Annotated in this window: 24 protein-coding genes and 1 tRNA gene; 18 read left to right on the forward strand and 7 right to left on the reverse strand. The window is 54.4% G+C overall.

Annotation, left to right across the window (positions count from 1 at the left end; all coding sequences use genetic code 11):
• Positions 1–37: 37 nt before the first annotated feature.
• Positions 38–1,495 carry a tyrosine-type recombinase/integrase gene (locus ACYZUM_RS03230; protein WP_142579909.1) on the forward strand — a complete coding sequence of 486 codons (1,458 nt, stop codon included), beginning with the start codon at positions 38–40 and terminating at the stop codon, positions 1,493–1,495.
• Positions 1,496–1,982: 487 nt separating this feature from the next.
• Here ACYZUM_RS03230 and ACYZUM_RS03235 read toward each other — a convergent pair whose 3' ends face one another.
• Positions 1,983–2,963: an IS5-like element IS1384 family transposase gene (locus ACYZUM_RS03235; protein WP_010466230.1), complete on the reverse strand. Its 981-nt coding sequence runs from the start codon at positions 2,961–2,963 to the stop codon at positions 1,983–1,985.
• Between the two features lie 142 nt (positions 2,964–3,105).
• Between ACYZUM_RS03235 and ACYZUM_RS03240 the strand changes: the two genes are divergently transcribed.
• From ACYZUM_RS03240 to ACYZUM_RS03260, 5 genes are all read left to right on the forward strand, one after another.
• Entirely contained in the window at positions 3,106–3,501 is a 396-nt protein-coding gene (locus ACYZUM_RS03240; RefSeq protein ID WP_473061235.1) for a BRO-N domain-containing protein, read from the forward strand.
• A gap of 174 nt (positions 3,502–3,675) precedes the next feature.
• A complete protein-coding gene (locus ACYZUM_RS03245; RefSeq protein WP_142579912.1) occupies positions 3,676–4,302 on the forward strand; it encodes a hypothetical protein in 627 nt (208 codons plus the stop codon).
• A gap of 752 nt (positions 4,303–5,054) precedes the next feature.
• Complete coding sequence (locus tag ACYZUM_RS03250) at positions 5,055–5,450, forward strand: hypothetical protein (protein WP_142579913.1); 396 nt, start codon at positions 5,055–5,057, stop codon at positions 5,448–5,450.
• 56 nt (positions 5,451–5,506) lie between these two features.
• Positions 5,507–6,508, forward strand: coding sequence for a hypothetical protein (locus ACYZUM_RS03255; RefSeq protein ID WP_142579914.1), 1,002 nt, complete (start codon positions 5,507–5,509; stop codon positions 6,506–6,508).
• Between the two features lie 250 nt (positions 6,509–6,758).
• Positions 6,759–7,232 carry a Rha family transcriptional regulator gene (locus tag ACYZUM_RS03260; protein WP_142579915.1) on the forward strand — a complete coding sequence of 158 codons (474 nt, stop codon included), beginning with the start codon at positions 6,759–6,761 and terminating at the stop codon, positions 7,230–7,232.
• A 605-nt stretch (positions 7,233–7,837) separates the two neighbouring features.
• Here ACYZUM_RS03260 and nadB read toward each other — a convergent pair.
• Positions 7,838–9,445: an L-aspartate oxidase gene (nadB, locus tag ACYZUM_RS03265; RefSeq protein WP_142579916.1), complete on the reverse strand. Its 1,608-nt coding sequence runs from the start codon at positions 9,443–9,445 to the stop codon at positions 7,838–7,840.
• Positions 9,446–10,003: 558 nt separating this feature from the next.
• On the opposite strand from nadB, the gene rpoE reads away from it, so the two are divergent.
• The 4 genes from rpoE to ACYZUM_RS03285 all read left to right on the forward strand — a co-directional run bounded on the left by rpoE (position 10,004) and on the right by ACYZUM_RS03285 (position 13,815).
• Positions 10,004–10,585 (forward strand): RNA polymerase sigma factor RpoE/AlgU, encoded by a 582-nt coding sequence (gene rpoE / locus ACYZUM_RS03270; protein WP_003172477.1) that lies wholly within the window; start codon positions 10,004–10,006, stop codon positions 10,583–10,585.
• A gap of 30 nt (positions 10,586–10,615) precedes the next feature.
• A complete protein-coding gene (locus ACYZUM_RS03275; protein ID WP_041070379.1) occupies positions 10,616–11,203 on the forward strand; it encodes a sigma-E factor negative regulatory protein in 588 nt (195 codons plus the stop codon).
• Between the two features lie 8 nt (positions 11,204–11,211).
• The gene (locus tag ACYZUM_RS03280) at positions 11,212–12,174 is read left to right on the forward strand and encodes a MucB/RseB C-terminal domain-containing protein (RefSeq protein ID WP_108181945.1); all 963 of its coding nucleotides are present in this window, start codon (positions 11,212–11,214) and stop codon (positions 12,172–12,174) included.
• A 210-nt stretch (positions 12,175–12,384) separates the two neighbouring features.
• On the forward strand, positions 12,385–13,815 hold the full coding sequence (locus tag ACYZUM_RS03285; protein WP_047598084.1) for a DegQ family serine endoprotease: 1,431 nt from the start codon (positions 12,385–12,387) through the stop codon (positions 13,813–13,815).
• An 80-nt stretch (positions 13,816–13,895) separates the two neighbouring features.
• Here ACYZUM_RS03285 and ACYZUM_RS03290 read toward each other — a convergent pair whose 3' ends face one another.
• Positions 13,896–15,329: a M48 family metalloprotease gene (locus tag ACYZUM_RS03290; protein ID WP_041070373.1), complete on the reverse strand. Its 1,434-nt coding sequence runs from the start codon at positions 15,327–15,329 to the stop codon at positions 13,896–13,898.
• Positions 15,330–15,427: 98 nt separating this feature from the next.
• Here ACYZUM_RS03290 and ACYZUM_RS03295 point away from each other — a divergent pair, with 98 nt between their 5' ends.
• Positions 15,428–15,667: a sulfurtransferase TusA family protein gene (locus ACYZUM_RS03295; protein ID WP_007963279.1), complete on the forward strand. Its 240-nt coding sequence runs from the start codon at positions 15,428–15,430 to the stop codon at positions 15,665–15,667.
• A 32-nt stretch (positions 15,668–15,699) separates the two neighbouring features.
• A complete protein-coding gene (locus ACYZUM_RS03300) occupies positions 15,700–16,770 on the forward strand; it encodes an AI-2E family transporter (protein WP_027614463.1) in 1,071 nt (356 codons plus the stop codon).
• Between the two features lie 94 nt (positions 16,771–16,864).
• Here the strand turns inward: ACYZUM_RS03300 and ACYZUM_RS03305 are convergent, their stop codons facing one another.
• Together ACYZUM_RS03305 and ACYZUM_RS03310 are read right to left on the reverse strand one after the other, a co-directional pair.
• Positions 16,865–17,338: a peroxiredoxin gene (locus ACYZUM_RS03305; RefSeq protein WP_108181946.1), complete on the reverse strand. Its 474-nt coding sequence runs from the start codon at positions 17,336–17,338 to the stop codon at positions 16,865–16,867.
• 10 nt (positions 17,339–17,348) lie between these two features.
• Entirely contained in the window at positions 17,349–17,909 is a 561-nt protein-coding gene (locus ACYZUM_RS03310; protein WP_007963284.1) for a glycine cleavage system transcriptional repressor, read from the reverse strand.
• A gap of 325 nt (positions 17,910–18,234) precedes the next feature.
• On the opposite strand from ACYZUM_RS03310, the gene dapA reads away from it, so the two are divergent.
• The 6 genes from dapA (at position 18,235) to ACYZUM_RS03340 (ending at position 22,871) form a co-directional block, all read left to right on the forward strand.
• Entirely contained in the window at positions 18,235–19,113 is an 879-nt protein-coding gene (gene dapA / locus ACYZUM_RS03315; protein WP_047292292.1) for a 4-hydroxy-tetrahydrodipicolinate synthase, read from the forward strand.
• A gap of 17 nt (positions 19,114–19,130) precedes the next feature.
• Positions 19,131–20,246, forward strand: coding sequence for an outer membrane protein assembly factor BamC (gene bamC, locus ACYZUM_RS03320; protein ID WP_041070366.1), 1,116 nt, complete (start codon positions 19,131–19,133; stop codon positions 20,244–20,246).
• Positions 20,247–20,250: 4 nt separating this feature from the next.
• Positions 20,251–21,012, forward strand: coding sequence for an MBL fold metallo-hydrolase (locus ACYZUM_RS03325; protein ID WP_102354439.1), 762 nt, complete (start codon positions 20,251–20,253; stop codon positions 21,010–21,012).
• A 28-nt stretch (positions 21,013–21,040) separates the two neighbouring features.
• A complete protein-coding gene (purC, locus tag ACYZUM_RS03330; protein ID WP_007963288.1) occupies positions 21,041–21,754 on the forward strand; it encodes a phosphoribosylaminoimidazolesuccinocarboxamide synthase in 714 nt (237 codons plus the stop codon).
• A gap of 84 nt (positions 21,755–21,838) precedes the next feature.
• A tRNA-Ser gene (locus ACYZUM_RS03335) sits at positions 21,839–21,928 on the forward strand.
• Positions 21,929–22,355: 427 nt separating this feature from the next.
• Entirely contained in the window at positions 22,356–22,871 is a 516-nt protein-coding gene (locus tag ACYZUM_RS03340; RefSeq protein WP_473061236.1) for a hypothetical protein, read from the forward strand.
• A gap of 16 nt (positions 22,872–22,887) precedes the next feature.
• Here ACYZUM_RS03340 and ACYZUM_RS03345 read toward each other — a convergent pair whose 3' ends face one another.
• Entirely contained in the window at positions 22,888–23,751 is an 864-nt protein-coding gene (locus ACYZUM_RS03345) for a hypothetical protein (RefSeq protein WP_473061237.1), read from the reverse strand.
• Between the two features lie 770 nt (positions 23,752–24,521).
• The gene (locus tag ACYZUM_RS03350; protein ID WP_473061238.1) at positions 24,522–25,787 is read right to left on the reverse strand and encodes a Y-family DNA polymerase; all 1,266 of its coding nucleotides are present in this window, start codon (positions 25,785–25,787) and stop codon (positions 24,522–24,524) included.
• Position 25,788 lies beyond the last annotated feature (1 nt).

The following is a 25,788-nucleotide window of genomic DNA, read 5'->3' on the forward strand; positions in this document are numbered from 1 at the left end:
TTGAGGCTAAACCCAATGGATACAGGGGTTTCAGCCGATGACCGTCAACCACCGCTCCCAAAATGGGACAAACCTGTTACAAACTGCGCTTGCCAAGCCGTACCACTATCGCCGGTCTGGTCGCTATTACCTTCGCCTTCGCCCTCAAGGCACTGATACAGGCTTCTTCACGCTTTCGCTCAGAACTACCGACAAGGCCACCGCTATGACCATCTCGAAGGACATCCTCAAGACCCTCAAGGCGTATCACTTCGACAACCCTGAGGCGACTTGGGACGAACTTCGTGAGCGTCTGGTAGACGTGGCTGAGTCATCCTTGACGATGGCGCACGGTGATAGCTCATTGGTCGCCTATGAGATGATCCACGATGAGCATCATCAAGCGCTTCGAGAGGCCAGCGCCAAGATGTCCTTGAGCCTCAATCAGCAACGAGCAGTGGGCAAGGCATTGGAGATCATTGAGGCATCACAAGAGCGCCTGAATGGGAGGCCGGGGAAACTGGTCGAGATCGTTAGAGAACTTAAAGAAGAGTCTTGTGGCACGTCTGTGGCCCTCCGTCCGTCTCTATCTGTATTATCAACTGAAGCCTCCAAGCCGCTGACCTTCAAGGCCATCTCTGAGCTTTACATGGAGGAACGCAAGGAACACGTAGAGACAAGCACCATGCGGGACATAAAGTCTTCTTGTGGCTCTATAGCTGCTGTTCTGGGTGAGCTTGACTTGAAGGTCCACACACGGGCTGACATGGTGGCTCTGAAGGAGAGACTTCTTGAGGATCGCTCAGCGTCCACCGTGAAGAAGATACTGACCCGCCTTACCACGGTCATGGATTGGGCAGTACATAACGGCTATATCGATAAGAGCTTCGATAAGGGTCTGAAGCCTACCAAAGGTGCCGATAGCTCCCGTGAGGCGTTCTCTCAGGATCAAGTAAAGACACTCATGGCCCATACCAAGACGCTCCCGGAGAACTCGTGGCAGCGCTGGGCATTGTCTCTTGGGGTCATCACTGGGACTCGTATTGAGGAACTGAGGCAGCTCACCAAGGCTGACGTTAAGAAGATCCCAGGCACTGACGGCAATGGCATTTGGGTCATCGACATCAATAGGAACGATGGCAAGACAGCCAAGACCAAGAATGCGCTCCGTGTCGTACCGCTGACCGATGGGGCCTACGGATTCGACCTTCAAGCGTTCCTTGGGTTTGTCGAGAAGGCCGACTCTCAGTTGTTCAAGCTGGGCGCAGGGCAATTCTCGGGGGTTCTTAACGGGGCGCTTCGAGATGTCTTGGGCCTGAAGGCCGACCGCACCCAGACTTTCCATTCGCTAAGACACTCTTTGGCTGGTGCCTTGAAGGCCGCTGAGATTCCTGTGGGCACCGCTGAGTCGATCTTGGGGCATACGTCAGGGTCGATCAGCTATGACCTATACGGGGCAGGTAGTGGGGTAGAGGTCACGAGGACGGCAGAGGCGCTGAAGGTAGCCTTGCTTTAGTCTCAAAGGACGTGTCAGGGACTATCAGCGAAGAAAATGATTACAGCATCCTAATGCGCCGAGAAGCATTTAGGATGCTGGAATTTACTTGGAGACTAAATCGCCCGTGGTGTTCGTCCGTACGTTGAGTTTCCATCGAATCGGAGTTCCGGGAGCATGCTGCGAATGATTTTGTGGTGGGAAATCGTCCCCCTCATTACAGGTGACCTCCCGTTTGCAATTGATGCAACGGTAGATGCCTGAGGTTGGAACCCGATCGCCCGGAGAGTGGATATCTGTCCAGCGGGAATGAGAGCCAACTACGTTATTTAAAACTGAATCGTCCGTATAAAGTGCCATTAGGGATGGTCTGAAGTAGCCATGTATTTCCCCGGCATACCACCTAGCGCAACTTTTAAACTCGCCAAATGATCAAAAAACAATCAATTCGACGAGTATTTCTTACGTTTTCGCCACCCGGACCCCACTCCGGTGGCCATTTCCCGCATTACAGGCGCACCTCTCCTGCATTCGTCAGTAAATGTCGGCGCGCCATCCACAGGTTCGACAGAGCGAACAGTGTCACCAGTTGCGCCGTGTTTTTGGCCAAGCCGCGAAAGCGCACCTTGGTGTAACCGAACTGGCGCTTGATTACCCGGAACGGATGCTCGACCTTGGCGCGCACCTGAGCCTTGGCCTTTTCAATCTTGCGCTTGGCTTTGTACAGCACGCTGCGCTTATCGAGTTTTTTGTAGGTGCTGCGGCGTGCCGCCACCTGCCAGATAACTTCACGTCCTTCATGCTCGGGCCGCTTTTCGACACCGGTGTAGCCTGCATCGGCGCAGACCACGTTTTCGTCGCCATGCAGCAATTTGTCCACCTGGGTGACATCCGCCACATTGGCCGCCGTGCCCACTACGCTGTGCACCAGACCCGATTCGTCATCGGCGCCGATGTGGGCCTTCATGCCAAAATAATACTGGTTTCCCTTCTTGGTCTGGTGCATTTCCGGGTCGCGCTTGCCGTCCTTGTTCTTGGTCGAACTGGGCGCATTGATCAGCGTTGCATCGACGATGGTGCCCTGGCGCAGCGACAGGCCGCGGTCGCCCAGATAGCCATTGATGACAGCGAGGATGCCGGCCGCCAGCTCGTGTTTCTCCAGCAAGCGGCGGAAGTTGAGAATGGTGGTTTCGTCGGGGATGCGCTCCAGGTTCAGCCCGGCAAACTGGCGCAGGATCGTGGTTTCGTACAGCGCTTCCTCCATCGCTGGATCGCTGTAGCCGAACCAGTTCTGCAGCAGATGCACACGCAGCATCGCCATCAACGGGTAGGCCGGACGGCCACCTTCACCTTTCGGATAATGTGGCTCGATCAAAGCAATCAAGCCCTTCCACGGCACCACCCGATCCATCTCGATCAGGAACAACTCCTTGCGGGTTTGCTTGCGCTTGCCAGCGTACTCGGCGTCGGCGAAGGTCATCTGCTTCATCGGGAAACTCGGTGGGTGGGGTCGCGGTATTTTGCCAAATCAGAAAGTCTTTTTCAGAGTTTCCTTAGCGTTACAGCTCCATGTGATGATAGTTCGCCACTACACGTTATCGTTCGGAGTTTTTACTGTCCAGCGTAATTTCATGGGCATCGAACTGGATGTCCTCGTGGGCCACCCTGAGCACGAGCTGGTTTTCTTCGGCGTGCAAGTGGCCTCTTCGGCTGGAATCAAGGACGCATCCGGTGCTGTGATGTCCTACAGACAGTCCAAGGTAGGCAAAGAAGCTGCAAAGCTCACTCTCGGAGGACTAATGGTAAATTCTCCCATTAGTGTCCCTCTGGATCATAAGGGCCGAGCGCTACGCTCGACAATGGCGATGCTCACTGAGCCACAAGCCTTCCAGATGCTCCTACGGGGCCACGCACCGGCCTCTGAGCCATTCCGCAAGTGGGTCACTGAGGAAGTCCTCCCGACCATCCGTAAGACCGGCAAGTATGACGCTGAGCAGTCGAGTAACCCGGCGGTAACGCGTATCTGATTGCGCTCCTACGTGAAATCTAATCGACTCGCTGGGTACTGGCCTTGCTGCTTGAGCGTAGGAGCGTGTTCGTAGAAATCCTAAAGATGCCCTGAAGGCCCGTATTTGCTGGTCCGAAGTTCGTTGTCGCAAAACCCCTCACTGTGGCTACCCACTACACAGGAGAACGACACCATGACCAGCTTCACCGCCAACCTGCCACACCGCCACGTCGATCAGGAGACTGGGCACATCCTCCACGTCGATCCAGGCACAGGCGCAATCGTCGCTCGTAAGGAGATTGTTCGACGCAAGGACCCAAGAGCCGAGTTTGAAGCATGGGCTGCCCAGCGCCGAAGTGAAGATCTGAGTGCCGACTACGCCACACTCCAAGCTGCCGTTAAGAAGTCTGAGCCTGTTGTCCCAGTTGTCGAGGCTGAGCCTATCAAGCGCGGTCGACCGAAGATCGTATTCACAAACCCAGCGGCTGCCTTCATGCCTTTCCTTGCAACGCCGCATCTTCCGAACTGGGCAGACGACATTATCACCGGGTCGATCTACACAAGCGCGGGGACCAACACCACCAGCGGCAAGGTGAATGTTAAGTCTCGCTCCGTGGTTGCCGCGTTGTTCCTCTCGGAGATCTCAGCGGAATCCTGCCGGACCAGCGAGTACACCCTACGCACCGCCCAGCGCATCGCCAAGGCTGCTCGACATGCCGCCCATGGGATCGCTTCGTATGTGGAGAGACACCCGAAGATTAAGGCTGAGCTGGAGACTGAGATGGCTGTAGAGGCTCTATACCGGGCATCTACGACTTAACGTCGTATGTTAGTAAGAACATCTCAATGACCAAGTTTCAGCTCATCGACCCGCCTCAAGGAGAGAGGGGTAGTGATTAAATCACCCCTCTCTTCAAGGAATCTTAAAGAACAACGCGAAGGAGGCTCATCAATCATGTCCATCTTGTCTTATCCAGCCATCTCCAAGCTCACCGAAGCGGACGCTGAGATCCTTTCTGACCTCTTCCCCAAATCAACTCGGTCTCACCTGATAGCGCTTCGTGGTGTCCTGAACAATGGAAAGGCACCTTGGAGAACCTACGCTCATGGTCTGGTCTCTATCGACGAAGAAGCAATGCTCACTGAGGTTCGCTTGAAGTGTTCCCTGAAGACGGCTGACCGGGTGTCCCTCCTAATAGATCGAGGGGTCTGCCTCCAAGCTGTCGCAACGACGCCCTTGAAGATTCCCATGGTTGGAACAGAGCGAATCTCACTCAGGTAATGAGCAGTGTGTCCAGTGACGTTTAAAAACCCTCACTATGGCTACCCGGTAGAAATATCCTCAAAAATAATTCTCTTCGATAGCAGCAGCTCCCAGCCGTCGCCACGGTTGTCCCTTCAGATGCCTTCAGGCTTGCCATGTCCTGATCCAGCATTAGCCACATAACCCAAACCAAGAACCTTTTGATCGACCTTGGAAGATGCCCATGCGGCTCCCTCCTTGCCGTCTTGTCGTGCGCGTCTATGGCGCCAAGGTCGATCAAAGGGTCACCTCATAGGAGATCCAAACCCATGAATATCACCATCACCAAAGTCCTGAAGAACGAAGTAACTGTGTCGGGGCAGACCCTCAATCGTGAGTACGTCGAAAGCGTCATGTTGCCCTTGTTGATGGCCCAGTGTGGCCGGAACAATGGCACCAAGTTCGGCGTTATCAAAGCCTTCGAGGAAGCCGGTTTGTCCCTCAAGGCCATCCAAGAGGACGCTCAGGTCTACTTCATGACCAAGCGGGAGCAGAAAGCGACCCGTGAGCAACTTCAGCGGGAAGCTGACGAGCGTGCTGAACGTTTACGCGAGTGGACGCCACGCGAACTGGCCCAAGCGAAAGCTGAAAGAGATGCCCGTGCTGCTGCCATCCGTGAACAAGCTCAAAAGGTTTTGGCAGCACGCTCCCGTAATAACGGCTGATAGCTCCAGACCTGCACCAGTCACTTCCCTACTTATTCTTCAGGAGACCAATTTCAATGAAACAGCCTAATCAATACGTCAAACCATCGACTTACAGCACTGCTCTCACCGATAGTCAAAACGGCTCGATCCGCTTCAATACGGCTGATGTCCGTGTGGAGACCCAAGCGGCCACCGATGTGTCCGCCTATGTTGAAGCCCTTACAGAGGCCCTCGACGATTACCTCAACGGTGACGAGTGGCGCCAAGCGGCAATCGAACATACGCCTTGTGAATTCCGCCCGGCTGGCTCCGAGGCTACCGGTCAGCAAATCATCACGATGGCTGATCGCTCCGTCACTTTCGACCCTCGTAAGAACTGGGATAACGAAACCATCTCGAAGGGCGAAGTCCTGGCCGGGTCTGTGATCTTCACCGAGCCCACCGATAAAGCTCTGGTAATCAGCAAGCGCTTCACCATCCTCGACCACAACCTAATGGCGGGCTTCACTGAGGGCTCCTTGCACCAGACCGGTGAGAAGCTGTTACGAGACATTGAGCATGAGGCCGCTGGCAAGATCGCTGGCATTCTGGCTACAGCTCCGAGCACCGAAAGCGTCTCCGAGACTAAGCCAACCGGTAAGCCTGTGGAGGTCGCTGAGGATCTGATCGACATCTTGACGATGAACATCAACCAGACCGTAGGTAGCTCCCTGTCGGACTTTGTGGTTCTGCTGCCGGTGTCGTTGCTCGCGGTTCTTGAGCGTGCTGCTCAGCGTGCAGGTGTTGAAGACATCGAGTCTCTGATCGGTGCCTCTGTGCAACCTTATAGCGGCACTGACTACGGGCTGTTCTTGCTGCCTAAGATGTTCACCTCGCTGAGTTATCGCGAAGGTGGTAACGGAGACATCTGGAAGATCCAAGCGACCCGTAATGGTGCCCATCAGTGCTGGGACCTTGAGATCATGACCACCGTAGACATCGTGGCTAACGGCAAGGTCCGCGTGAAGCTGACCGCTGATGGTCTCCAGACCGAAGCTGTGGCCTTCCCGATGATTACCAACATCAAGCTGACCTGACCTCTGATCTACAAGCGCCCCGTAAGGCCGGACCTCAAGAGGGACCGGGAGGGGCGCTGGTATCCGGTAATACCCTCACTAAGGCAGCACACCCTCGCCTTGAGTAGCCGACCTATCTGCCCGTCGCTGGGCATCCATCTAATCGAAAGTCTTTCTGTTTGCTCTCTGTGCCACCGGCAGAACCCTTGTCTGGGGTCTTTCGGCTGCCCGTGGGAGCGAACTCAGAGAGCAAACATAAGGAAAACAGACTATGACCATGACCACCAATACAGCAACCATCTTCGAGAACATCTCCAAGGCCGGAGCGGTATCCTCAACGACTCTCAACGGCTTACCCGGTATGTCGTCCTTGGAGATCGCTGAGATCACCGGTAAGCGCCATGACCATGTACTCAGAGACATCCGAAAGATGCTCAACGAGCTGGAAAGGGAGACCCCAAATCTGGGGGCACCTCAATGGGTCGAGGCCAGCTACCATTCCAGTCAAAGCAAGTTATTACCGCTGACCATTCTCGACAAAGAGCTGACCTTTACGCTGCTCTCCCGGTATTCCTTCAAGCTGTCCAACATGATCGTCAAGCGCTGGCTTGAACTGGAAGGCTCAAGGTTTGAACGTGTGTCGATACAGGCTGCTGTGGTTCACCTGCTCGACCGAGAGAAGGACAACTATCGAGTCGCAATGAGGGACATCAGGACCGCTGCAAGGCGTCTCAAGGCCCGCTGAGAGTTGAATGACACTTCCTCAAACGAAGCGTGACGGGCTATGCTGAATGACTAACTTGTCCTGACGAGACGCCTCCATGAGTGTCACGCTGCGTTACACCTACAAGGGTAAACGGGTAGTAACCAAAGTGCCTGTCGAGTCTCTGACTCCACATGCGGCGCTATGCTATGCCTTGCTTCAATCAGGCGCCTCTGACGACCAATCCCAAGGGAGCTGGCCGCATTCATATGAGCGCCTCCTTGAGGTAGCCCTGCAACACGAACTCACAGACGTTCGCTTTCACAAGTCATTCTAATCCCTCAAGGAGAACCCCATGGACCACCTACAGGCCCTCTACTGGGTCTGTCTGGTCGTGCAACTGGGGTTCTGGTTGTGGCCGCATAGACCACCCTAAGGCCCTTTGAGAATCTGACAGAAAAATCTGAAAGGTCACCATTACAAGACTTCCCGCGCTGGCTCCCCCGTAGGCCCTCGCATGGGTGCCCGTGAGCGCGTTAAGGACCCTCGCGGGCGCACCATAAAGACCCCAGAGGCTGGGACAAATGTGCGCCAAAGCTGTTACAAAACCCAGCCGAACGGTGTACGCTGAGCGCTCCTAACGTGCCTCATTTGTCGGGTGTAAGGATCGTATCCTTCGCCTCTGGCAGCATCTCTGGATAGTCCAGCGTGTAGTGCAGACCCCGAGATTCCTTGCGTTCCATGGCTGACCTAATCATCAGCTCTGCTACTTGAGCAAGGTTCCTCAGTTCAATCAGGTCTCTGCTTACTCGGTAGTTGCTGTAGAACTCGTCGATCTCGTCCAGCAGCAGGCGCACGCGGTGCTGCGCCCGTTGCAGGCGCTTGTTGGTGCGCACGATCCCCACGTAGTCCCACATGAAGCGGCGCAGCTCATCCCAGTTGTGGGCGATGATCACGTCTTCGTCGGAATCGGTTACCTGGCTGGCGTCCCACTCGGGCAGGGCGTTTGGCGCGGTGACGGCATCCAGTTGCGCAAGAATGTCCGCTGCCGCCGAGCGGGCATAAACGAAGCATTCGAGCAGCGAGTTGCTGGCCATGCGGTTGGCCCCGTGCAAACCCGTGAAGCTGGTTTCGCCGATGGCGTACAGTCCCGGCACGTCGGTGCGACCGTGTTGATCGACCATTACGCCACCACAGGTGTAGTGCGCCGCGGGTACGACCGGGATCGGTTGCCTGGTGATGTCGATGCCGAAACCCAGGCAGCGCTCATAAACTGTCGGGAAGTGGCTTTTGATGAAGGCTTCAGGCTTGTGGCTGATATCGAGATAGACGCAGTCGACACCCAGGCGCTTCATTTCATGGTCGATGGCACGGGCGACGATGTCGCGTGGCGCCAGTTCGGCACGTTTGTCGAAACGCGGCATGAACCGTTCGCCATTGGGCAGCTTCAGGTGCGCACCTTCGCCACGCAAGGCTTCAGTGATCAGGAAACTCTTGGCTTGTGGGTGATACAGGCAAGTGGGGTGGAACTGGTTGAATTCCAGGTTTGCCACCCGGCAGCCCGAGCGCCAAGCCATGGCAATGCCATCACCGCAGGCGCCATCGGGGTTGCTGGTATAGAGGTAAACCTTGGCGGCGCCGCCGGACGCGAGGATCACGAAACGCGCGCCGTAGGTATCGACTTCGCCGGTCGCGCGATTCAGCACGTAGGCACCGAGGCAGCGCTCGCCGTCCAGGCCCAGACGACGCTCGGTGATCAGATCAACGGCAACCCGTTGTTCCAGCAGCTCTATATTGCTGCGCTCTCTGGCTTGGGCGAGCAGGGTGGTGAAAATCGCTGCGCCGGTTGCGTCGGCGGCGTGGATGATGCGCCGATGACTGTGACCGCCCTCGCGGGTCAGGTGGAATTCGAAGCCGCCGTCTTCGGTGCCGGACTGTTCGTCGCGGGTGAACGGCACGCCCTGGTCGATCAACCACTGGATGGCTTCCCGGCTGTGCTCGACAGTGAAACGCACCGCGTCTTCATGGCACAGACCGCCGCCGGCGTTCAGGGTGTCATCGACGTGGGATTCGACAGTGTCGGTATCGTCCAGCACGGCAGCGACGCCGCCTTGGGCCCAATAGGTCGAACCGTTGGCCAGATCACCCTTGCTCAATACGGCAATGCGCAAATGACCCGGCAGGGTCAGCGCGAGACTCAAACCGGCAGCGCCGCTGCCAATCACCAGAACATCGTGTTGAAACTGTTGGCTCATTTCAGGATTCCGCTCAAAGCGACCCGGATCGGGGTTGGCGCAAGACAGCTGGATCGGCGAGTCAAGACAGCCACACAGCCCACTAGTATATAGAGGGGTGGAGCGGCACAATAGCCGGGCTTGTATGGCATTGTGAAACTACTGTGACGACAAAAGCCTGACGTTTCGTCGGACGTTTTTTTCGGTCGTTTTGGGAAAAGGCGACTGTATCGAGGATGAAACAGGCTTTTTCAGCGCACGGTCGTTCAATGTCGCGCCAGCATGGCTATAAATAATTGGAACTTTTGCCAGAGGCCCAAGATCAATAGACAGTTGCCAGAAACACGGGACAGTGTCGGCTTCAATGCAGAACCTGCGATTGGGTTTTTGCCGGCGAACCGATGACAAGATTATTCGCGCAGCCGGTTTATCCCGCGCTGCGTTTTTCGTGCGTGCCAAATCAGAGCCCGCAGGAAACTTGCCTGGAGGGGGAGAACTTTTGCGAAAAGCCCGAGTCTATGTTTGCAAGTCTGGTCGTTTAGTTATGCAAGCCTCCTCCATGCTTATCGAGGAGTGTTCATGCTAACCCAGGAAGAGGATCAGCAGCTGGTCGAGCGCGTTCAGCGTGGCGACAAGCGAGCTTTCGATCTGCTGGTGCTGAAATATCAGCACAAAATTCTCGGGTTGATCGTGCGTTTCGTGCACGACACCCATGAAGCCCAGGATGTCGCTCAGGAAGCCTTTATCAAGGCGTACCGAGCATTAGGAAACTTTCGCGGAGACAGCGCGTTCTATACGTGGCTTTACCGCATTGCCATCAACACGGCAAAAAACTATCTGGTTTCACGCGGCCGCCGGCCGCCGGATAGCGATGTAAGTTCTGAAGACGCAGAGTTCTACGATGGCGATCATGGCCTCAAGGATCTCGAATCACCGGAACGCGCGTTGCTGCGGGATGAGATCGAAGGCACCGTCCATCGAACCATTCAGCAACTGCCAGAGGATTTGCGTACGGCGTTAACTTTACGTGAATTCGATGGTCTGAGTTACGAGGACATTGCGAGCGTCATGCAGTGTCCGGTGGGTACCGTGCGCTCCCGGATTTTCCGCGCTCGGGAGGCCATCGATAAAGCCCTGCAGCCGTTGTTGCAGGAAAACTGAGACAGCGGCGACAGCCAAGAGAGGAACGCCATGAGTCGTGAAGCCCTGCAGGAATCGCTGTCCGCAGTGATGGATAACGAAGCGGACGAACTGGAATTGCGTCGAGTGATCAATGCACTGGACGATGTTGAAACCCGTGAGACCTGGGCTCGTTACCAGATCGCCCGGGCAGCCATGCACAAGGACCTGCTGCTTCCGCGTCTGGACATCGCTGCGGCAGTCTCTGCTGCGCTGGAAGACGAAACGGCTCCAGCCAAAGTATCCCGTGGTCCATGGCGTAACCTCGGTCGTCTGGCCGTTGCCGCTTCGGTGACCGTTGCCGTACTGGCCGGTGTTCGTCTGTACAACCAGGACGAAATCGCGGGTGTCGAGTTGGCTCAGCAGTCCAATCAGCCTTCGCTGGTAGCGCCACAAGCCAAAGGCCCGGCAGTGCTGGCAGGCTATAAGGAAAGCTCGGAAACCACCGGTCCGATGGCCAATGGCGTTCTGCAAGGTCAGCCAGGCTGGCATGATCAGCGTCTGCCAGGTTATCTCCGCCAGCATGCCCAGCAGGCTGCGCTGAAAGGTACTGAAAGCGCCTTGCCTTATGCGCGTGCAGCAAGCATGGAAAACCGTTAAGGAGGATCATGCGCGCCATACCTTTACTTTCGCTTCTGCTCAGTGGCTGGTTCGTTGTTCCAGCCCACGCTGATGAGGCCCAGGACTGGTTGAACCGTCTGGGCCAGGCCGAACAGCAGCAAAGCTTTCAAGGCACCTTCGTTTACGAGCGTAACGGTAGTTTTTCTACCCATAACATCTGGCATCGTGTCCAGAACGGTCAGGTTCGCGAGCGTCTTGTTCAACTGGACGGCTCGGCGCAGGAAGTGGTGCGCATTGATGGGCATACTCAATGTGTCAGTGGCACTCTGATTGCGGGGTTGGGAGACTCTTCCAACTCGACCGCTCGTGCGTTTGATCCCCAAAAGCTAAAAAATTGGTATGAGCTTGCCGTCATCGGCAAGTCGCGCGTGGCCGGGCGTGATGCGGTTATCGTATCGCTGACGCCGCGAGACCAGCATCGCTATGGTTTCGAGCTTCATCTGGACAAACAGACCGCTCTGCCGCTTAAGTCATTACTGCTCAATGACAAGGGGCAGTTGCTCGAGCGTTTCCAGTTCACCAGCCTCGATACCGCTGATGTTCCGTCGGATAAAGATCTGCAAGCTGGCACCGAGTGCAAGGCCGTTACTATTGATAGTGACAAGGCCTCTGCCGTGAAGACGGCTCAGGTCTGGCATTCCGACTGGCTCCCTCCGGGTTTCGTGCTAACCAGCAGCACCTCGCACAAAGATCCGGAAACCAAGACTCAGGTCAACAGCCTGATGTATGACGACGGTCTGGCGCGTTTTTCGGTATTTCTTGAGCCGTTGAACGGTGCAACAGTGACCGATACCCGCACGCAGTTGGGGCCGACTGTTGCCGTTTCTCGCCGCCTCACCACGCCCGAGGGTGAGATGATGGTCACGGTGGTCGGAGAAATTCCAATCGGCACAGCTGAACGCATTGCTTTGTCGATGCGCAACGATGGCACTGCAACCAGCAAGCAGTGAGCTGATTTCAGTCATTTCCACCTCTTCGTCGAGACGTAGATGAAATGTTTGCTCAGCATTTTCATTTGCAAATCACCCGAAAGTTTTTTATAGGTCAGAGCCTCACGGCTCTGGCCTTGTCTGTTGTTCCCGGAACAAAAATACCGGCCCGCGGTTCCCGGTGTTCCTTGCTCCATATCGCTTAACCCTGCTCGTCGTAACGGGAGCTGTATGTCGATACTTAGCTTGAAGTCTTATCTCTCCATTTTCGCCACCGTGCTGGTGCTGGGTCAGGCTGTCCCCGCTGTCCAGGCGGCCGACCTGCCGGATTTCACCCAACTGGTTGAACAGGCCTCGCCTGCAGTGGTGAACATCAGTACCACGCAGAAACTGCCGGACCGCAAGGTGAATCAGCAGATGCCTGACCTGGAAGGCTTGCCGCCGATGTTGCGCGAGTTCTTCGAGCGCGGCATGCCGCCTCAGCAGCGTTCGCCGCGCGGCGACCGTCAGCGTGAAGCACAATCGCTGGGTTCGGGCTTCATCATTTCTTCGGATGGCTACATCCTGACCAACAACCATGTGATTGCCGATGCCGACGAAATCCTCGTGCGTCTTGCAGATCGCAGTGAAATGAAAGCCAAGCTGATCGGCACCGATCCGCGCTCCGACGTGGCCCTGCTGAAAATCGATGGCAAGGATCTGCCGGTGCTCAAACTCGGCAAGTCCCAGGACCTGAAAGCCGGTCAGTGGGTGGTGGCGATCGGGTCGCCGTTCGGCTTTGACCACACCGTGACCCAAGGCATTGTCAGTGCCGTCGGCCGTAGCCTGCCGAACGAAAACTACGTGCCGTTCATTCAGACCGACGTCCCCATCAACCCGGGTAACTCCGGTGGCCCGCTGTTCAACCTGAACGGTGAAGTGGTCGGGATCAACTCGCAGATCTACACCCGGTCCGGTGGCTTCATGGGTGTGTCGTTCGCCATTCCGATCGATGTGGCGATGGACGTTTCCAATCAGTTGAAAAGCGGTGGCAAGGTCAGCCGTGGCTGGCTGGGTGTGGTCATCCAGGAAGTGAACAAGGATCTGGCCGAGTCGTTCGGTCTTGATAAGCCGGCCGGTGCGCTGGTTGCGCAGATTCAGGATGACGGTCCGGCAGCCAAGGGTGGCCTGCAAGTGGGTGACGTGATCCTGAGCATGAACGGTCAGCCGATCGTCATGTCCGCTGACTTGCCACATCTGGTCGGTGCGCTGAAAGCGGGCGCCAAAGCCAACCTTGAAGTGATTCGTGACGGCAAGCGCAAGAATGTCGAGCTGACTGTCGGCGCGATTCCGGACGAGGACAAAGAGCTGGCAGCGCTGCCGAAATCCGGCGCGGAAAGCAGCAGCAATCGCCTCGGTGTTTCGGTGGTCGAGTTGACCGCCGAGCAGAAGAAAACCTACGACCTCAAAGGCGGGGTAGTGATCAAGGAGGTTCAGGACGGTCCTGCGGCCCTGATCGGTCTGCAGCCGGGTGACGTGATCACTCACCTGAACAACCAGGCCATCGGCTCCACCAAGGAGTTCACCGAGATCGCCAAGGCACTGCCGAAGAATCGTTCGGTGTCGATGCGCGTACTGCGTCAAGGTCGCGCGAGCTTCATCACCTTCAAACTGGCTGAATAACCCGGTTGCGGTGAAATAAAAAACCGCCTCGAAAGAGGCGGTTTTTTTATGCCTGAAATTTTTATGTCGCTGATGAGAACTCAGCCCATCATGTCCTTGATCATGCGTTCCTGCTCCATCAGCTCGCGCTGGCGCGCATCGATCCGCGAGGACAGCGGGAAGTTGCTGCCCGCCTTGCGTTTGGCAAAATCGAGCTGCTGGATCGCCTGACGATAGTCCCCCACCAGCGCAAAGTATTCGGCGCGAGCCTGATGCAGACCGATGATATTGCCGGACAGGCCACGAGTTTCAGCGACCTGATACCACACGTCCGGATCGTTCGGACGAGATTTGAGCAAGCTGTCGAGGGCTTTTTCCGCGTCAGCGGTGCGATTCTGTTTCAGCAACAGATCGACACGAACCTGATTCAACGGGTAGTTGCCCGGATATTGCGTGAGCATCCGGTCCACTCGGGTTTGCGCATCCGGCAGGCGGTTGTTGGTGATGTCCAGGTCGATCTGCGCGAGGTTGTAGATGATCTCGTTAGGCGACTTGGCCAGCAATTGCTTGAGGTTCTCCCGCGCTTCATTGAGCTGACCACCCTTGATCTGGGCGATTGCCAGGCCATAGCGCGCCACGTCATTCTTCGGGTTCTCATCCAGTTGTGCGCGGAAGCGCTTGGCGCCCAGCCCCGGGGTTTCTTCGTAGATCAGCTGTACGCGGGCGCGGATCAGCTGATAGCGCATGCTGTCTTCGATGCCGCCCGCTGGCGCCTGTTCTGCGCGGTTACGGGTGTCGGCGATACGCGATTCGGTCACCGGGTGAGTCAGCAGAAATTCCGGCGGCTTGGCGTCGAAGCGGTATTGGCGCATCAGACGTTCGAACATGGTCGGCATCGAGCGCGGGTCGTATCCGGCCTTTTCCAGGTTGAGGATGCCAATACGGTCGGCTTCCTGTTCGTTCTGGCGCGAGAAGGTACGTTGCGATTGAATGGCTGCTGCTTGACTGCCGGCAATGGTCGCGATCCCGGCATCACCACCACCGGCAGCGGCAATCACGATGCCAGCCAGCAGCGCCGCCATCATCGGTACCTGCATCCGTTGCGAAGCTTCGACGCCACGAGCAAAGTGACGTTGCGACAAGTGAGCCAGTTCGTGAGCCAGTACCGAGGCATATTCGCCTTCGGTCTGCGCATTGAGGAACAGCCCGCCGTTGACCCCGACCACGCCACCTGGCGCCGCGAAGGCGTTGAGCTGCGGGCTGTTGATCAGGATAAATTCGAGGCGGCGGTCAGTTACCTGGCTGGTTTCCACCAGCTTGTAGACGCTGGACTCGACGTAGTCCTTGAGTTGCGGATCGTTGAGTTGTGCAACCTGACTGCGCAACATAGCCAGCCAGGCGCGGCCCAGCTGATATTCCTGTTGCGGTGAGACAATGGCAGAACTGGCGTCGCCAAGTGACGGCAGATCGTCGGCAAAGCCCGGTGAGGCGAGCAGGCAAGCGAGCGTCAACAGGGTAGGGCGCAGAAATGTCATGCACAAAGCCTTAGAAGACAAAGACCTTACTGTAGCCGGACACCGGGCCCGCGACCAGATATTCTAGGCCGCTCGACCATCTGAACCGGAGTGACGCAATGACTGACGCTGTAGCCCATGATTGTGAACTGGACGCCAGTGGCCTGAATTGCCCGTTGCCGTTGCTCAAGGCCAAAATGGAACTCAACAAGCTGCCCAGCGGCGCCGTACTCAAGGTGATCGCCACGGACGCGGGCTCGCAGCGTGACTTCCGCACCTTTGCCCGTTTGGCCGGTCATACGCTGCTGCGCGAAGAAGACGAAGCAGGCGTTTACCGTTACTGGTTGAAGAAAGCCTGAAACCCACCGCGTAAAAGACCCAGGGATTATTGATGTTCAAAGTGTTACGCGACTGGATTCAGCGCTACTTTTCCGACGAAGAAGCGGTGGTGCTGGCAGTGCTGCTGTTTCTCGCCTTCACCGCAGTGCTCACGCTCGGTGGCATGCTCGCGCCGGTACTGGCGGGGATGGTGCTGGCGTACCTGATGCAGGGGCTGGTGCTTGCTCTTGAGCGTATGCGCGTGCCTGGTGCGGCGGCGGTGGGCCTGGTGTTTGCGCTGTTCATGGGCGTGTTGCTGGTGTTTATCGTGGTGGTGTTGCCGCTGCTCTGGCATCAGTTGATCACCTTGTTCAACGAGCTGCCGGGCATGCTCGCCAAGTGGCAGTCGCTGCTGCTGTTGCTGCCCGAGCGCTATCCGCATCTGGTTTCTGACGAGCAGGTGCTGCAAGCCATCGAAGCCGCGCGTGGCGAAATCGGCAAATTCGGGCAGTGGGCGCTGACCTTCTCGCTGTCGAGCCTGCCCCTGCTGGTCAACATCATGATCTATCTGGTGCTGGTGCCGATCCTGGTGTTTTTCTTTCTCAAGGATCGGGCCATGATCGGCGAGTGGGTGCGCGGCTATCTGCCTCGCGAGCGGGCGCTGATTACCCGGGTCGCGCAGGAAATGAACCGGCAGATTGCCAATTACATTCGTGGCAAGGTCATCGAAATCGTGATCTGCGGCGGCGTGACCTACATCGCCTTCGTCGCCCTCGGCCTCAACTATGCGGCGCTGCTGGCGTTGCTGGTCGGGGTGTCGGTGGTCGTGCCGTACGTCGGTGCGGTGGTGGTGACCGTACCGGTGCTGCTGATCGCGCTATTCCAATGGGGCTGGAGCGATCAGTTCATTTATCTGATGGCGGTCTACGGAATCATTCAGACGCTGGATGGCAACGTGCTGGTGCCTTTGCTGTTTTCCGAGGCGGTCAACCTGCACCCGGTGGCCATCATCTGCGCGGTGCTGTTGTTTGGCGGGTTGTGGGGCTTCTGGGGCGTGTTCTTTGCGATTCCGCTGGCGACGCTGTTCAAGGCAGTGCTGGATGCCTGGCCGCGCAAGGAGCCTGTGGTGGCTCCGTTACTATAAAAGCAAAAAGATCGCAGCCTGCGGCAGCTCTTACAGGGAAACACATTCCAATGTAGGAGCTGCCGCAGGCTGCGATCTTTTGATCTTTTGATCTTCAGGCTTTATTCAGCGCCTGAGCCGCAGCCAGCACCGCATCCACATGCCCCGGCACTTTCACGCCGCGCCATTCCTGACGCAGCACACCGTCCTTGTCGATCAGGAATGTGCTGCGATCGACGCCCAGGTATTCCTTGCCGTACAGCTTCTTCAGCTTGATCACGTCGAACAGCTGGCAGACGGCTTCGTCCTTGTCGCTGATCAGCTCGAACGGAAATTCCTGCTTGCACTTGAAGTTCTCGTGGGACTTCAGGCTGTCGCGGGAAATCCCGAAGATTTCCGTGTTGGCAGCCTGAAACGCCGCGTACTGGTCACGAAAACCCTGGCCTTCGGTGGTGCAGCCCGGGGTGCTGTCCTTCGGATAGAAGTAGATCACCACTTGCTTGCCCTTCAAGGCAGACAGACTGATGGTCTGCCCGCTGGTGGCAGGTGCTTCGAAATCCGCAACGGGTTGGTCGATGACAACGGCCATGAAAGCTTCCTTACATTGGGTTTTGTGGGCGCCAAGGCTCGATGAGGGCATCCAGGTTCATCGCGTCGGCGAAATCCAGGAACTGGTCGCGCAGCCAGCTGATCTGGGTGCCGGCCGGCAGAGTCACGGTAAAGGTGGCGTTGAGCATGGTGCCGCCGGTCTGCGGGGCCTGATAGGTATCGCAGGTCAGGTTTTCCAGCTCGACGTTGTGGTCCATGAAGAACTGGCACAGCTCATTGATGATGTCCGGGCGATACGCCGAGCTGACATAAGCTACATAAGGCAGCGCCTGCGGGCGATTTTCCAGCGCCGCACTGCGTACCACGTTGACGGTGAAGGCGTGGCGCTTGGCCAGGGTTGGCAGGCTGCCTTCGAGGCGGGCCAAGGCGTCCCAGCTACCGGAAATTTCCAGTACCAGGGCACTGCACTCGCCGTGGCGGGTCAGGCGGGAAGTGACGACGGCGCAGCGATTTTCATGGCTGGCGCGGCACAGGACGTTAGTCAGCTCCATGGGGTTGGCGCCAAGGGCACTGATGACAAGGAATTGTTCGCGAACTGTGGGGGTGGACATGCAGCATTCCTAAAGCGATGAGCGGTCGGTAGGTCGATGGGCGTTGGCCGTCGGGATGCGTCTGCGCGTGCCCGTTCAGAAAGCCCCGGACCCTGGCTCGCGATTCGCTCCAATAAAGGCGGAACGTACAGCTGCGACACTGGAACGGGGCCTGGGAGGCCGAAAGGGGAGGCTGGAACCCGGCTTACAAGCTGATCTGTACCGATCAAAGTCTGAAGGGTAGCGAAAACCGACGCCAAGGGGAATGGCGGCGCAGTACTTCGCTTGTGCAAGCATCTTGGCGCCAGTACCATTACCGCTCTCTTTTTCCGGCAGGAGCGGTTTCATGATTGCGGGCAGTATGGTGGCACTGGTCACTCCCATGGATGCACAAGGGCGTCTTGACTGGGACAGCCTCAGCAAACTCGTGGACTTCCATCTCAAGAACGGCACCCATGCCATTGTCGCGGTCGGTACTACCGGCGAGTCGGCAACCCTTGATGTAGAAGAACACATCGCCGTCATCAAAGCCGTGGTCAAACAGGTCGCAGGCCGCATCCCGGTGATCGCCGGTACCGGTGCGAATTCGACCCGCGAAGCCGTCGAGCTGACCCGCAACGCCAAGGAAGCCGGCGCCGACGCCTGCCTGCTGGTCGTGCCGTACTACAACAAGCCGACCCAGGAAGGCCTGTACCAGCACTTCAAGCACATTGCCGAAGCCGTCGACATTCCACAGATTCTCTACAACGTTCCCGGCCGCACCTCCTGCGACATGCAGGCCGAGACGGTGATTCGCCTGTCCACCGTGCCGAACATCATCGGCATCAAGGAAGCCACCGGCGACCTGAAACGCGCCAAAGCCATCATCGACGGCGTGAGCAAGGACTTCATCGTGCTGTCCGGCGATGATCCGACCGCGGTCGAGCTGATCCTGCTGGGTGGCAAAGGCAACATATCCGTAACAGCGAACGTCGCCCCGCGCGAAATGGCTGACCTGTGCGAGGCCGCGTTGAAAGGCGACGCCGATACCGCACGGGCAATCAATGAAAAACTGATGCCGTTGCACAAGGACCTGTTCATCGAAGCCAACCCGATTCCGGTGAAGTGGGCTCTGGTTGAAATGGGCTTGATGCACGAAGGCATCCGCCTGCCGCTGACCTGGCTGAGCGCTCCTTGTCATGAAACGCTTCGCACGGCCCTGCGCCAGTGCAGCGTCCTGGTTTAATTGAGGAAGTACAACGCATGAAGCGAATGGCCGGACTTTCCGCACTTGCCTTGATTATCTCCAGCACCAGTGGCTGCGGATGGGTCTGGGGCCCGGAAGGTTATTTCCGTGACCGTGGTAGCGATTACCTGGAAGCGCAACAGACTGCACCGATGCAATTGCCACCGAATGTCAGCACCTCCAAGCGCCTCGACCCGCTGTTGCCGATCCCGCGCAACGTGGCCGATGACACTGCCAAAGGCGAATACGTGGTGCCGCGTCCACAACCGCTGACCGCGATTGCCGATGCAACCGACTACTCGCTGCAGAAGAGCGGTGACTCGCGTTGGGTCGTGGCCCAGCACCCACCGGCCGAAGTCTGGCCAGTGGCGGTGCAGTTTTTCCAGGACAACGGTTTCCGTCTGGATGAACAGCGTCCGCAAACCGGTGAATTCACCACCACCTGGCAGCATTCTGACGAGCTGTCCGCCGCCATGGCCAAGCGCCTGAGCGCAGCGGGTGTCGGCGCCGACAGCGAAACCCGCGTGCGGGTGCGCATCGAGCCGGGCGTGCAGCGCAACACCAGTGAAATCTACGTGGTCAGCGCCGAGCGTCCTGCCGGCAGCACCGCTGACGTCGATTTCACCAACCGTTCGGTCAACACTGGCCTGGACGCTGCGCTGGTCGACGACATGCTGGCGAGCATGAGCCGGACCTCCGAAAAGGGTGGTTCGGTGTCGATGCTGGCTTCGCGTGATTTCGATACCCCAAGCCGTGTCAGCCTCAGCGAAGACGGTAGCGGCAACCCAGTGTTGAACGTCGGTCCGGATCTGGATCGTGCCTGGTCGAGCGTCGGTCGTGCGCTGGAGCAAGGTCAGTGGCGCGTTGAAGACATCAACCGCAGCCTGGGCCTGTACTACATCAACCTGGCCGAAAAAGCCGAGAAGAAAGACGAGAAGCCTGGTTTCTTCAGCAGCCTGTTCGGCAGTGCGCCGACCAAAGAGGAAGTTGAAGCCCGCGCCGAGCGTTATCAGGTTCGCCTGAGCAAGGTCGGTGAAAACGTTCAGGTAACCGTCGAGAAGAACATCAACACCGTTGCGCCGGCCGATGTGGCCCGCAAAGTGTTGAGCGTGATTCAGGACAACCTGGGCTGATCACATGCGCTTTGCCGTTCTCGGCAGCGGTAGCCAAGGGAACGGCACGCTGATCGCCAGCGCTGATACGTATGTGCTGGTGGATTGTGGTTTTTCCCTGCGGGAAACCGAAAAACGCCTGTTGCGCCTGGGTGTGAACCCGGCGCAATTGAGCGCGATACTCGTAACCCACGAACATGCCGACCACGTGCATGGCGTGGGTTTGCTGTCTCGGCGCTACAATTTGCCGGTCTACCTCAGTCGCGGCACACTGCGCGGGATGCGCAAACCGATCGAACCCGCAGGCTTTCTGGCCGGCGGCGAGCAGTTGCAGATCGGCGCACTGAACATCGGGGTCATTGCCGTGGCCCATGATGCGCAAGAGCCGACTCAGTATGTATTCAGTGACAACGAGCAGCGGCGCTTCGGCCTGCTGACCGACCTGGGTTCCTACTGCGAGCGGGTGCTGGACGGCTATCGGGATCTCGATGCATTGATGATCGAGTCCAACCATTGTCGCGACATGCTGGCACGTGGTCATTACCCGTACTTTCTCAAGCAGCGGGTGGGCGGCGAGCTGGGACATTTGAACAACCATCAGGCGGCATTCCTGGTGGCCGAGTTGGGGTGGCAGGGCTTGCAGCATCTGGTTCTCGCCCACCTGAGCAGCAAGAACAACCTGCCGCAGCTGGCCCGGCAATGTTTCGTCGACACCCTCGGGTGCGACCCGGACTGGCTGCAACTGGCCGATCAAGATTCAGGGCTCGACTGGCGCCATATCGCCTAGCCCATCTACTTAGCAAGCGGAGCCCATCATGGAAAAACGTGAAGAACTCTACCGCGGCAAAGCCAAATCGGTTTACAAGACCGATGACGCTGACCGCTTGATCCTGCTGTTTCGCAACGACACCTCGGCGTTCGACGGCAAGCGCATCGAGCAGCTCGACCGCAAAGGCATGGTGAACAACAAGTTCAACGCTTTCATCATGCAGAAACTCGAAGCGGCCGGCATCCCGACCCAATTCGACAAACTGCTGGGCGACAATGAGTGCCTGGTGAAGAAGCTGGACATGATTCCCGTCGAGTGCGTCGTGCGTAACTACGCCGCCGGCAGCCTGGTAAAACGTCTGGGTGTCGAAGAGGGCATGAAGCTCAATCCTTACACCTTCGAACTGTTTCTGAAGGACGACGCCAAGGGCGACCCGTTCATCAACGAATCCCACGTCGTGGCATTCGGCTGGGGCACCGCCGAGCAACTGGCGCGCATGAAAGAACTGTCGCTCAAGGTCAACGAAGTCCTGAGCAAACTGTTCGACGACGCAGGCCTCTTGCTGGTGGACTTCAAACTTGAATTCGGCGTGTTCAGCGACGGCTCGATCGTCCTGGGCGACGAGTTCAGCCCGGACGGCTGCCGTCTCTGGGACAAGGACACCAAGAAGAAGATGGACAAAGACCGCTTCCGCCAGGGCCTCGGTGACGTCATCGAAGCTTACGAAGAAGTCGCCAATCGTCTGGGTGTACCGCTTTAATCGACGCAAGCATCTGATAGCACGGAGAAAATTTTCGAAAGAGGGTTTGCTTTCGGCAGAAGTGTTGTTATGATGCGCGCCGTTGGAGAGATGCCAGAGTGGCCGAATGGGACGGATTCGAAATCCGTTGTACCTTCACCGGTACCTAGGGTTCGAATCCCTATCTCTCCGCCATTCGTCGGAAACCCTTGTAAATCAACAACTTACAGGGGTCGTAAAAAAGAGTTTCTGGACCAACTTTCTGGACTGTTTCTTAGTCTGAAAAGAACCCAGAAGCTCTTTTTTTTGCCTACATTTTTTCATACCCAGCTCCTACTGTGTCCCCTAATGGGTACTACGTCCCCATTGTCCCCATTGTCCCCTCTTGTCCCCACCGGGGCACTTTGTCCCCAAAATCCCCACAACACTCAACACGTCAACAGCTTCTGGGAATGCTCCGCATTGGGAGGGTTTGTGAGAGCTTCTGTGAGCGTTTCTAGCCTAGCGTGTGCGTTTGCTACTGCAACACGACAGAAAGCCCTGTAGAGCCTCACAGACTGTCGAGATTTGATTTTTATTTGAGGGGTGATATATCTATAGAACTAACAATTAAAAATATTTTATGAATAATGAAAAAAATAAAGACCTATTTGAAACAACGCTTGATGAATTCTTTGCTAGATATCCAGATTCCCGAAAGGAAGACGGAATAACCAGCGAAAATATAGATTTGTTTTGTGAATGGGCCATGGAAGGAATTGAATTAGTCGAAGACCAAACCGGTTATTTCAGCAATGAAGATGACGGGATATTCAAAGAAAATCAAAATGAAAAAACTCTTGAAGACCTTCTTGAACAATTAGGAAAAGGCGGAAAAATTGATTGGGAACACAAACGCGAAAAAGACATCGAGTTCAAAACTAAAAATGGTATAGATATTGAAGTAAATATCTGTTGTGAGCCAGAACCTGTTCTAAGTAAAAAGCTGGAAGAAATAGAGGAAAATGGTCAGATAGACTTTGGAGCAGATCCAGAGGTAACAAAAAAGCTTACGAATTATTTTAATAAAAAAGGTAAGAAGCTACGTAAGCAAAAATTCAAAGTCGCAAAAGAAGATACAGTTTTCTTCTTAAAATAAAACCAGCATTAGCTGGTTATTTTTTTGCAAAGAATTTTAATTGTGATGTTATTCGTTTGGTTTTTATGAGTTCATAATGTTCCAAAACATTCTTTGACTTCAACTCATTCATAACTCTATTTAACGTCCTATTAGCCTCTTTTTCTGGAGTCTGGAACACAACTACTTCTTCTGTTCTATCTTCGACCTCTTGTAGCTCTGTACGCTTAAATTCAAAGATATTATCTATAGCTTCTCTGTGTAGAAAATGATGATTCTTGTTGGCAGTCAAATAGAGATAAAATTTTAGTGCGTCTACTGAAAGCTCAGTAGTTAGTTTTATATTTGCATGGCACAGATATGTTTCAGTTGATTCTCTGAAATAAGTAATAAATTTAGAAAATATTCTAATGGTGAATGATTCTGTATTTTTCGATAGGTCAAAAGAATATTCAGGAAGAACAGAAAAATCGACCTCTGATTTTCCTTTTATCGTTACAGTGTTTCTTAATGTCCTTATTCTAATTAAAGAATTTTTTACTTGCTGTTTTCTAGCAAGCTTGTTTCTCTGTTCTTTTGGAACTTGCATCATTTCAAATATTTCAGAGAAAAATATTTCGCGCTCCATTATTTCAGTGTTTTCAACATAAGAAGCACGGTCAAAAATCTTTATTATCGCTAAAAACAGTATAAAATCATCTTTGTTCAGCTTTGCGCCGGTCAATTCATATTTTTCAATGTTCAGATGCTTAGATACGACTTTAGTTGTTATGTTGTCATCGTGATGACCAGAAAAAAAGGGTAGTTCTGCCATTTCCTTAGTCAAAATGAAATTACTGTCTGTGCTGTATCTGCTAGCAAATCCAAATTCTTTTATTTTAGTTTCGTCATTTCTAATCATTCTATTCCTTTTCCTATATAACTAATAAAATCGTAACCCATTTAAAATATTTTTCAAGAGAGGGTTGAAAATATTTTCAGTTAAAATCTCGGGAAACTTTCTACACCGAAACACATTTTTTCGGGAAACTTTCTACACCGAAACTAAAAATCTCGGGAAACTTTCTACACCGAACAAGTTTTTATATATATACGTAGTATATATATAGGGTGAGTCCTAACAAATAAGATCTAAAACTAAACAAATATAAAGATGAATAAAGTGATTTTTTTGAAAATCACATCATACTGAGCAGCGAAAATCTTAAAGCATTAAAACCAAATCAAAAGCCTCTGGAAGCTTCGCTTTGGAAGGGCAAAGATCTTTTTTAAGAGCTAGTTGTGGAAAATCGAAGCTGAATTTAGCGTTTTTAGACGTTCATCTATGTTCGTTCGATAAATTGCATTACCAAATAAAAAGAAGGGCTGAAAAGGCCAATTGTGTTATTCACAACAAAACCCCACCAATGGCATTTATGCCACCAGAAGCGTTTGATCTTACAAATCAATTTGGAAATTAAATTTTAGGCATGAAAAAACCCGCACTGGGCGGGCTTTTCCAACTAACAACAATAACATGAAATATTACCAAAATATAAAAACATAGGTTGAAGCTAGTGACTAAACAAAGACAACCTACACTTCTAAAATTACTATATCAAATTTATTTGTCAAGAGTGATCCATAAAAAATAAAAACATATAAAATAATGGAAAATTTCAAAATGGCGGATTAGCCAGTCTTTACTTTGATTAAATCGTTCCAGTCGGTTGTAAAACATTTACTGAGATAATCTCGTTTTGAATCCCATACAGGGTTAACTGGTTCAGTCCCAAATCTTAACGTGCCTTTGCCATTACGTGAGTTCACGTAATCAATCAATCCCATAAGCCGATCTGCATTACGACGCTCAGGCTTTGTAAACAGATCGGGCATGTACCCAGCTTTGTCTACAAAATGAGTCAACTGCACGCCAGCTTTGGAATATGCAAAGCCGGTGCGAAAGATTCTAGTCAGACCATTCTGAGCCGCTTCTATGAAATTTCGAGTGTCATCGGTAGGGGCTTCAAGGTGCAGAACGGCAGTCTGGGCGTAAGGATTGTCATCGTAGCGACTCGACTGAATAAACACCTGAATACAGCCCGCTAGCTGCTGTTCACGCCTCAGTTTTGAGCAGGCGCGAGCGGTATAGGTAGCGACGGCTTGACGAAGCTCAGCAAGCTCATAGACCCGCTGGCCGAACATTTTAGAGCTGACTATAGATTTCTTGGTTTCTGGGCCTTCTGATAATGAAAAGCAGACCTCACCACATAGCTCTCTGGCGGTACGCTCTACGTTCACGTTGAAAGATTTACGCAAAGTAGATTTATCGAATTGAGCTAAATGAATAGCTTTTGTGATATTCATGTGCCCCAAGCGTTCGCTTATTTTTCTACCGATTCCCCAGACTTCATCAACGTCTGCATATGCTAGAAGCTTGCTCTGCCTTTCTGGCTCCAAAATGACAACAACACCCCCGGTTTTTGGCTTCCACTTCTTCGACGCCCAGTTGTTTATCTTTGCTAAAGTTTTATTTGGGCCAACACCGATACCAACATTCATGCCCACATGTTTTAAAATTTCTTGCTGGATACGTCTACAGACATTCTCTACGTCTTTGATTCCGCTTAGGTCAACAAAACTTTCATCAATTGAATAAACTTCATGAAACGGTACATTCCTAGCGATTATCTGGACGATTCTATTAGAGATGTCTTGATACAGAGAGTAATTGCTAGAACAAGGAATCAAGCCAGCTTTCAGGATTAAATGCCGAATCTCAAAGAAGGGCACGCCCATTTTGATCTGGAGTGCTTTTGCTTCTTTGTTTCGAGCAACAACACAACCATCCGAATTAGACAAAACTACTACAGGTTTTCCCGCAAGCTTGGGATTAAAGATCGTTTCACAGCTAGCGTAAAAACTATCTGAGTCGATAAGACCAAATACTTTTTGCATA

It is taken from the genome of Pseudomonas sp. m6p (assembly GCF_055760375.1).

Excerpts from the sequence above, each read along its gene's own strand:
- ACYZUM_RS03295 (WP_007963279.1), top strand. The coding sequence starts at position 15,428 with ATGACTGACGCTGTAGCCCATGATTGTGAACTGGACGCCAGTGGCCTG.
- ACYZUM_RS03300 (WP_027614463.1), top strand. The coding sequence starts at position 15,700 with ATGTTCAAAGTGTTACGCGACTGGATTCAGCGCTACTTTTCCGACGAA.
- ACYZUM_RS03280 (WP_108181945.1), top strand. The coding sequence starts at position 11,212 with ATGCGCGCCATACCTTTACTTTCGCTTCTGCTCAGTGGCTGGTTCGTT.
- ACYZUM_RS03285 (WP_047598084.1), top strand. The coding sequence starts at position 12,385 with ATGTCGATACTTAGCTTGAAGTCTTATCTCTCCATTTTCGCCACCGTG.
- nadB (WP_142579916.1), bottom strand. The coding sequence starts at position 9,445 with ATGAGCCAACAGTTTCAACACGATGTTCTGGTGATTGGCAGCGGCGCT.
- purC (WP_007963288.1), top strand. The coding sequence starts at position 21,041 with ATGGAAAAACGTGAAGAACTCTACCGCGGCAAAGCCAAATCGGTTTAC.
- ACYZUM_RS03345 (WP_473061237.1), bottom strand. The coding sequence starts at position 23,751 with ATGATTAGAAATGACGAAACTAAAATAAAAGAATTTGGATTTGCTAGC.
- ACYZUM_RS03245 (WP_142579912.1), top strand. The coding sequence starts at position 3,676 with ATGACCAGCTTCACCGCCAACCTGCCACACCGCCACGTCGATCAGGAG.
- dapA (WP_047292292.1), top strand. The coding sequence starts at position 18,235 with ATGATTGCGGGCAGTATGGTGGCACTGGTCACTCCCATGGATGCACAA.
- rpoE (WP_003172477.1), top strand. The coding sequence starts at position 10,004 with ATGCTAACCCAGGAAGAGGATCAGCAGCTGGTCGAGCGCGTTCAGCGT.
- ACYZUM_RS03230 (WP_142579909.1), top strand. The coding sequence starts at position 38 with ATGACCGTCAACCACCGCTCCCAAAATGGGACAAACCTGTTACAAACT.
- ACYZUM_RS03350 (WP_473061238.1), bottom strand. The coding sequence starts at position 25,787 with ATGCAAAAAGTATTTGGTCTTATCGACTCAGATAGTTTTTACGCTAGC.
- ACYZUM_RS03240 (WP_473061235.1), top strand. The coding sequence starts at position 3,106 with ATGGGCATCGAACTGGATGTCCTCGTGGGCCACCCTGAGCACGAGCTG.
- bamC (WP_041070366.1), top strand. The coding sequence starts at position 19,131 with ATGAAGCGAATGGCCGGACTTTCCGCACTTGCCTTGATTATCTCCAGC.
- ACYZUM_RS03325 (WP_102354439.1), top strand. The coding sequence starts at position 20,251 with ATGCGCTTTGCCGTTCTCGGCAGCGGTAGCCAAGGGAACGGCACGCTG.
- ACYZUM_RS03235 (WP_010466230.1), bottom strand. The coding sequence starts at position 2,963 with ATGAAGCAGATGACCTTCGCCGACGCCGAGTACGCTGGCAAGCGCAAG.
- ACYZUM_RS03305 (WP_108181946.1), bottom strand. The coding sequence starts at position 17,338 with ATGGCCGTTGTCATCGACCAACCCGTTGCGGATTTCGAAGCACCTGCC.
- ACYZUM_RS03290 (WP_041070373.1), bottom strand. The coding sequence starts at position 15,329 with ATGACATTTCTGCGCCCTACCCTGTTGACGCTCGCTTGCCTGCTCGCC.
- ACYZUM_RS03255 (WP_142579914.1), top strand. The coding sequence starts at position 5,507 with ATGAAACAGCCTAATCAATACGTCAAACCATCGACTTACAGCACTGCT.
- ACYZUM_RS03340 (WP_473061236.1), top strand. The coding sequence starts at position 22,356 with ATGAATAATGAAAAAAATAAAGACCTATTTGAAACAACGCTTGATGAA.
- ACYZUM_RS03250 (WP_142579913.1), top strand. The coding sequence starts at position 5,055 with ATGAATATCACCATCACCAAAGTCCTGAAGAACGAAGTAACTGTGTCG.
- ACYZUM_RS03260 (WP_142579915.1), top strand. The coding sequence starts at position 6,759 with ATGACCATGACCACCAATACAGCAACCATCTTCGAGAACATCTCCAAG.
- ACYZUM_RS03310 (WP_007963284.1), bottom strand. The coding sequence starts at position 17,909 with ATGTCCACCCCCACAGTTCGCGAACAATTCCTTGTCATCAGTGCCCTT.
- ACYZUM_RS03275 (WP_041070379.1), top strand. The coding sequence starts at position 10,616 with ATGAGTCGTGAAGCCCTGCAGGAATCGCTGTCCGCAGTGATGGATAAC.